The following is a 7,164-nucleotide window of genomic DNA, read 5'->3' as shown; positions in this document are numbered from 1 at the left end:
TTGGGCATCACCATCCCGGCCAGATAACCGCCCAGGCGCTGGATATGGGCCTTGACGCCGGTTCCGGTGACGGCGGGGGTGTACGCAGTGGCCATAACGGCCTCCGGGTGCTTCAAAATCCGGCTCCGATCACCTCGAAGATACTCGGCTCGGGCCGGCTCTCAAGTGCGGGGGAGCAGTGTCCGACCTGGTCGGATGGCACCCCCGTCCCTGTCCGCGGACCATCGCGGGGAGGTGGTGCGGCGGGGCGGGCGAACACAGGTAACGGTTTCCTCAAGACACGGTGCTGATCGGCCCTAATGCGGGCCTGATCAGTTGACCGAATCTCACGTGTTCGGGCGTAATCTAGATAGAAACAGAAATTAATCAGACACATACCAACGTTGGTCGGCTGCTCGCCTCGCGGCGAGCCGTCACGCAGGCTCTGGATCGCATTGGAGGCCCTCATGATCGGACGATCGACCTGCCTCCGAGCCCCGGCCGTACGAGGCGGCGGGATTGATGACTGATCGCTGCGGCCCAGCCGTCTCGCGACCGGGCGCGGACACGAGGACCGTGCCGGCGGGGAATCTGCCGGCCGAGGTGACGAGCTTCATCGGCCGCCGACACGAGCTGGCCGAAGGGAAGCGGTTGCTGTCCGTCAGCCGGTTGGTGACGCTCGTCGGCGTCGGCGGCGTGGGAAAGACCCGGCTGGCACTGCGGGTGGCCGCCGGGGTTCGGCGAGCGTTCCCCGACGGGGTCTGGTTGGTCGATCTCGCCTCTGCGGGACGCTGGGCATCGCCGGCCTGGGCGGTGGCCGACGCTCTCGGCTGCCAGGGCCGCCCGGAACCGGCGCTACTGGCGCAGCAGCTGCAGGATCGGCGGCTGCTGTTGGTCCTGGACAACTGCGAGCACCTGCACCCGGAATGCGTGGACCTGGTCGACCACCTCCTGCGGTTCGCTCCCGGCCTGCGGGTACTGGCGACCAGCCGGCAGGTCCTCGGCGCCGACGGGGAGCACGTCCTTCAGATCCGGCCGCTGTCGGTCCCGGACCGGGCCGACGTCCTGCCCGCGGACGCCGTCGAGCGCTACGAGGCGATGCGGCTGTTCGCCGAGCGGGCGACGGCCGTCGTCTCGGGTTTCACCATCGACGCCGGGGAACTCGCGGCCGTCGGCCAGCTGTGCCGGCGGCTGGACGGGATCCCACTGGCCATCGAGCTCGCGGCTCAGCGCATGAGAGCGCTGTCGGTCGAGCAGTTGCTGGATCGGCTGGACGACCCGTTCCGGCTGCTCCGCAGTGAGAACCATGCCGTCGCGCCGCGGCAGCGGACGCTGCGGGCGCTGGTCGACTGGAGCCATGACCTGTGTTCGCCCGCGGAGCGCACCCTGTGGGCACGGCTGTCGGTGTTCGTCAACGGATGTGACCTGGAGGCGGCCGAGCGGGTGTGCTCCGGTGAGGATCTGCCGGAGGAGACCATCCTGGAGGCGATAGTCGGGCTGGTCGGGAAGTCGATTCTGTACCGCGAGGCATGCGACGGCAACGTACGGTACCGGCTGCTGAAGACGATGCGGCAGTACGGGCGCGAACGCCTCGCCGAATCCGGTCAGGAGCACGCGGTGCGACGGCAGCACCGCGACTGGTGTGCCGAGACGGCGGCACTCGCGGAGACCGAATGGTTCGGCAAGCGTCAGATGACGTGGCTCGGCCGGATTCGGGACGAGCAGGCCGACATATACGCCGCGCTGGAGTTCTGCCTGACCGAGCCGGGCGAGGCGTCAGCCGCCCCGCCCATCGCCGCCGCGGTTTGGAGCACTCCGCTGTCCTGGGGCTCGCTGAGCGAGGGGCGCCGCTGGCTGGAACGAGCTCTCACACAGGAAAGCCGCCCGAGCGCCACGCGCGCGAAGGCGCTGTGGGCACAGGCGTGCATCCTGCTCCTGCACGGCGACCACGCTGCTGCCGAGCCGCTCCTGCGAGAGTCCGGCGCGCTGGCCGAGTGCCTCGGAGACCGCGCCCAGGTCGCCAGCACGATCCATATGAAAGGCCTGGCCGCACTACTGGAGAACGACCTGCCACACGCGTACGCGCTGCTGGAGCGTGCGCTGGCCGGCCACCGCGCGGTCGGCGACCGGGGGCGGTCCTGGACCGCGCTCTTCCACCTGGCGGTCGCCGCCGTGCTGATGGGCGAGGACCGTTCGAGGGGTCTGTCCAACGAGTGCCTGGCGATGTGCGAGGACGACGACGCACGCTGGTCGCAGTCGTACGCCCTGTGGCTCTGTGGCCTCGACCGGTGGCGGCGCGGTCACGCTCAGGAGGCCGCGGCGCTGATCCGCAAGGGACTGCGGTTGGGTGCGGTCGATGACGATCACTTGGCCGGCGCCCACTGCGTCGAGGTCCTCGCCTGGACCGCGGCGGACGAGGCGCAGCACACACGCGCCGCCGAGCTGCTGGGCGCCGCCCGCACCCTCTGGCGGTCGGCCAGGGTCGCGATCCCCGGCTACCTTTCGGAGGCTCACGACGGATACGAGCAACGGCTTCAGCGGACCTGCGGCGACGAGAAGTTCTCCGTCGCGTACGCCCGAGGGGCGAACCGTCCCCACGAGCGCGTCTTCGCCCACGCCCTGGATGAGGCCGCGGCACCGCGCGCCGACGCCATGGACACCGATGCCGGGATCCTCTCCATGCTCACCCGCCGGGAGCGTGAGGTCGCCGAGCTGATCGCACAGGGCATGAGCAACAAGGACATCGCGGGCAAGTTGGTCATCGCCCAGCGCACCGCCGAGGGCCATGTCGAGCGCATCCTGCGCAAGCTGGACTTCACCTCCAGGACCCAGATCGCCAGCGCCTGGACGGCCCAGCGGTGACGGTCACGGCGGGCCCGCCCGCGTTCATGCGGTGACGTGCCCGCTCACCCGGAGTCCTCGCCGTCCCGCGCGGGCCCGGCGTCGACGACGACCAGTTCGCCGACCGCCTCGGACAGGCCCTTGCGGGCGTCTTCGCCGATTCCGGCGTCGGTGATGAGCACGTCGGCGTCGGTCAGCCGGGCGATCGTGCTGAGGCCCACCGTGCCCCACTTGGTGTGGTCGGCGAGGACCGCGAGGCGGCGGGCCGACCCGACCATCGCCCGGTCGGTCTCGGCCTCCATGAGGTTCGGCGTGGTGAACCCGGCGCGGGTGCTCATGCCGTGCACGCCCAGTAGCAGCAGGTCGACGTTGAGGGAACGGATGGCGTTGACCGCCACGGGGCCGACGAGCGCGTCCGAGGGAGTGCGGATGCCGCCGGTGAGCACGATCGTCTGGTCCGTGCGGGCGGCGCGGTAGAACACGTCGGCGATGCGCACCGAGTTCGTGACCACGGTGAGGTCGGGCACGTCGGTCAGGTGGTTGGCGAGCGTCCACGTGGTGGTGCCGGCGGACACGGCGATCGCGGTGCCGGGCCGTACGAGCTGGGCGGCGCGCCGGGCGATGGCCTCCTTCTCCTGACGCTGCCGGACCGACTTGGCGGCGAAGCCGGGCTCCTCGGTGGAGGCGGTGCCGACCGTGGTCGCGCCGCCGTGGACCTTCGTCACGAGCCCGCGCTCGGACAGGACCTCCAGGTCGCGGCGGATCGTCATGTCGGAGACGCCGAACTCGCGGACGAGGTCGGCGACGCGGACGCCACCGCGCCGCTGGACCAGCTCAAGGATGGCCTGCTGCCGCTGCTGGGCGAGCATCATCCCCCCTCACGCCTCGGGCACGGAGGCAGCGTCCCGCCTGAACCGACAGATGTCAACACCACTCAACATGTTACCGAACCGAGTCTTGTTGGTTCGTGTTGGCAATGGTACGAAGCAATCACTTGGTAACTCAGCAGCAACTCGGGGGCAACCGGACCAGACCAGCACCGGAAGGAAGGCAGAGCATGGCGCGAACACGCACGCTCGGCGGCGCCCTCATCGCGATCGCCGTCGCCTTCGGCCTTGCCGCCTGTTCGTCAGGCAAGGAGAGCACCTCCACCAACGCGAGCAAGAAGGTCTCCGGAAAGATCACGATCGCCTACCTGCAGAAGCAGGGGGACCAGCAGTACTTCATCGACGAAGCCTCGGGCGCCCAGGCCAAGGCCAAACAGCTGGGCGACGTGGACGTCAAGGTCGTCAACCTCGGCAACGACACCAACAAGGCCGTCTCGGAGACCCAGGCCGCCATCGCGCAGAAGGCGACCGGCGTGATCATCGTCCCGCCGGACCCGGCCGTCGGCCCCCAGATCGTGCAGACGGCCGCCGCCGCCAAGGTGGCGCTGCTGTCCAGCGACGACCAGATCTGCAAGACCGGCACCGACCCGTCGAAGTGCCCCAAGGACCAGCTCGCGCCCCGCGTCGGCTTCTCCGGCACCCAGATGGGCACCCAGGTCGGGCAGCGCGCCGGCGAGGAGTTCAAGAAGGCGGGCTGGAAGGCGGCCGACACGGCGATCATCGCCGCCTGGAAGCAGGACGTGACGGTGTGCACGGACCGGGTGGTCGCGGCGCAGTCGGCGTTCGAGCAGGCGGCCGGGACGAAGGTGCGCGTCGTCAAGGTCGGCACCGACAACACCCCGCCCGACGCCCAGTCCAAGACCGCGGCGGCCGTCTCCGGGAACCGCTCGGTCAAGCACTGGGTGGTCTGGGGCTGCAACGACGAGAACGTCTCCGGTGCCGTCAACGCCATTCAGAACGCCGGGTACAAGGCCGCCGACATCGACGGCGTCGGCCTCGGCGCGTACCTCGCCTGCAAGGACTGGGGCTCCGGCAAGCAGACCGGGATGAAGGCCGCGCTGTTCATCAACGGCTACGACGTCGGCGGGCTCGCCGTCCAGACGATGGTCGACTACCTCCGGAACGGCAAGGCCATGCCGCAGGAGGCGTTCGCCCCCACCAAGATGGTCGACCCCACGAACTGGAGGCAGTCCGGCGTGAAATGCACCTGATCCACTGCGGATCCCCCCGAACGTGACCGTGGACGTCCTCCGCCGTCCATCGGTCACCGGGGACGGAGTGGCGCCGCTACGCCGCTCCGTCCCCTCGTGCGCAATCCCCGACCCCTGAGGAGACGAGCATGCGCACCGTCCATTCCATCACCTCCGCCCTCGCCGCGCTGGCGATGAGCGCCGCTTCCCTAGTGGCGCTCACGTTCGCGTCGGCGCCGCCGGCCGCGGCGCTCGAGAACGGCCTCGCCAGGACCCCGCAGATGGGGTTCAACAACTGGAACGCCACCCACTGCGGCGCCGACTTCAACGAGGACATGGTCAGGGGCATCGCCGACCTGTTCGTGTCCTCGGGCCTGAAGGACGCCGGGTACCAGTACGTCAACCTCGACGACTGCTGGGCCGAGAAGGACCGGGACGCGAACGGCGACTACGTCCCGAACCACACGAGGTTCCCGCACGGCATCAAGTCGCTCGCCGACTATGTCCACTCCAAGGGCCTGAAGTTCGGCCTCTACACCAGCGCCGGCACGCTGACCTGCGCGCAGACGATGCCCGGCTCGCTGGGCCACGAGCAGCAGGACGCGAAGCTGTGGGCGTCCTGGGGCGTGGACTACCTGAAGTACGACAACTGCAACAACCAGGGTGTCGACGCGGTCAAGCGCTACACGGCCATGCGTGACGCGCTGGCCGCCACGGGCCGGCCGATCCTGTTCTCGATGTGCGAGTGGGGCGAGAACAAGCCGTGGACGTGGGCCAAGGACGTCGGCAACTCCTGGCGCACCACCGGCGACATCTCCGACTCGTACTCCTCGATGCTGTCGATCGTCCACCAGAACATGGCGCTCGCGTCGTACGCCGGGCCCGGGCACTGGAACGACCCGGACATGCTCGAGGTCGGCAACGGCGGCATGACCGACACCGAGTACCGCTCGCACTTCAGCCTCTGGTCGGTGATGGCCGCACCGCTGCTGATCGGCAGCGACCTGCGCAAGGCCTCCGCCGCGACCCTGAAGATCCTCACCAATCGTGAGGTCATCGCGGTCGACCAGGACCCGCTCGGCGAGCAGGGTGTCCCCATCGGCACCGACGGCGGCCGCGACGTCTTCGTCAAGCCGCTGAAGAACGGCGACCGGGCCGTCGCGCTGTTCAACGAGTCCGACGCGCCACAGCGGATCAGCACCTCGGCGACGGCGGCCGGCCTGCCCGCCGCGCCCGGCTACACGGTCCGCGACCTGTGGGCGCACACCACCCGCGAGACGGCCGGGACACTGGCCGCGACGGTTCCCGCCCACGGGACCGTTCTGCTCCGGGTCTCGGCGGACCGTAAGTGGGCCCTGCACCCGCCGGCCGTGGACGTCGGCGTCGGCCTGCCGGTGGCCTACCCCGGCGGCCTGCCGATCGTGCAGCCCGGCACGCCGGTCACCGTGACGACGACGGCGACCAACTCCGGGCGGCTGCCTGCGCTCGCGGTCAACACCCGTCTCACCGCGCCGGACGGCTGGACCGTACGGGCCGCGTCCCGGCGGAGCACGCCCGCCCTCGGCACCGACAAGTCCTTCACCACCTCCTGGACCGTCACGTCGCCGCAGGACGCCGCCGCCGGCGCGTACGACCTGACCGCGACGACCACGTACGCGGGGGCCTCAGCCGGGTCCACCGTCCAGGCGACCGTGCTGAAGCTGACGACCCCGCCGTCCGGCACGACCTACCTGAGCGACCTGCCCTGGGTGCGCGCGTCGAACGGCTGGGGGCCGGTGGAGAAGGACATGAGCAACGGTGAGACGGCGGCCGGCGACGGCCACCCGATCACCATCAACGGCGCCGTCTACAAGAAGGGCCTGGGCGCGCACGCGCCGAGCACCATCGAGTACTACGCCGCCAAGAAGTGCACGTCCGTGGCGGCCGACGTCGGCGTGGACGACGAGAAGACGACCAACGGCTCGGTGACTTTCGAGGTCTGGGCCGACGGCACCAAGGTCGCCGACAGCGGCCTGCTCACGACCGCCGATCCGGCGGCGCACCTGACCGCTGCGGTCGGCGGGGCGAGCTTCGTCCGCCTCATCGTCACCGACGGCGGCAACGGGAACGACAGCGACCACGCCGACTGGGCGGACGCCCGCATCACCTGCACCTGACCATCCGGCGGGGGGGGCCCCCCGGCCCCCCCCCCCCCCCCCCCCCGGGGGCCCCCGATGGGGAGGGCGGGGGGGTGGGGAAGATTGTTTATGTGCACCTGGTGATAAAGG

At 70.2% G+C, this 7,164-nt stretch carries 4 protein-coding genes; 3 read left to right on the top strand and 1 reads right to left on the bottom strand.

Annotated features, from left to right (window positions below; genetic code table 11):
- Positions 1-582: 582 nt before the first annotated feature.
- Entirely contained in the window at positions 583-2,841 is a 2,259-nt protein-coding gene (locus AB0I04_RS54705; protein ID WP_360904855.1) for a LuxR C-terminal-related transcriptional regulator, read from the top strand.
- 44 nt (positions 2,842-2,885) lie between these two features.
- Here the strand turns inward: AB0I04_RS54705 and AB0I04_RS54700 are convergent, their stop codons facing one another.
- Entirely contained in the window at positions 2,886-3,689 is an 804-nt protein-coding gene (locus AB0I04_RS54700) for a DeoR/GlpR family DNA-binding transcription regulator (RefSeq protein ID WP_360904858.1), read from the bottom strand.
- A 188-nt stretch (positions 3,690-3,877) separates the two neighbouring features.
- Between AB0I04_RS54700 and AB0I04_RS54695 the strand changes: the two genes are divergently transcribed.
- On the top strand, positions 3,878-4,918 hold the full coding sequence (locus AB0I04_RS54695; RefSeq protein WP_360904852.1) for a substrate-binding domain-containing protein: 1,041 nt from the start codon (positions 3,878-3,880) through the stop codon (positions 4,916-4,918).
- A 128-nt stretch (positions 4,919-5,046) separates the two neighbouring features.
- Positions 5,047-7,053, top strand: coding sequence for an NPCBM/NEW2 domain-containing protein (locus AB0I04_RS54690; RefSeq protein WP_360904849.1), 2,007 nt, complete (start codon positions 5,047-5,049; stop codon positions 7,051-7,053).
- Positions 7,054-7,164 lie beyond the last annotated feature (111 nt).

It is taken from the genome of Actinoallomurus sp. NPDC050550, from assembly GCF_040655075.1.
Taxonomy (GTDB): domain Bacteria; phylum Actinomycetota; class Actinomycetes; order Streptosporangiales; family Streptosporangiaceae; genus Actinoallomurus.
Note: the sequence above shows the minus strand (reverse complement) of the source record. Positions and strands in the feature narration are given on the sequence as shown.

What these genes read in the sequence shown, in the direction of transcription:
- AB0I04_RS54700 (WP_360904858.1), bottom strand. Translation starts at nt 3,689, where the DNA reads ATGCTCGCCCAGCAGCGGCAGCAGGCCATCCTTGAGCTGGTCCAGCGG.
- AB0I04_RS54695 (WP_360904852.1), top strand. Translation starts at nt 3,878, where the DNA reads ATGGCGCGAACACGCACGCTCGGCGGCGCCCTCATCGCGATCGCCGTC.
- AB0I04_RS54690 (WP_360904849.1), top strand. Translation starts at nt 5,047, where the DNA reads ATGCGCACCGTCCATTCCATCACCTCCGCCCTCGCCGCGCTGGCGATG.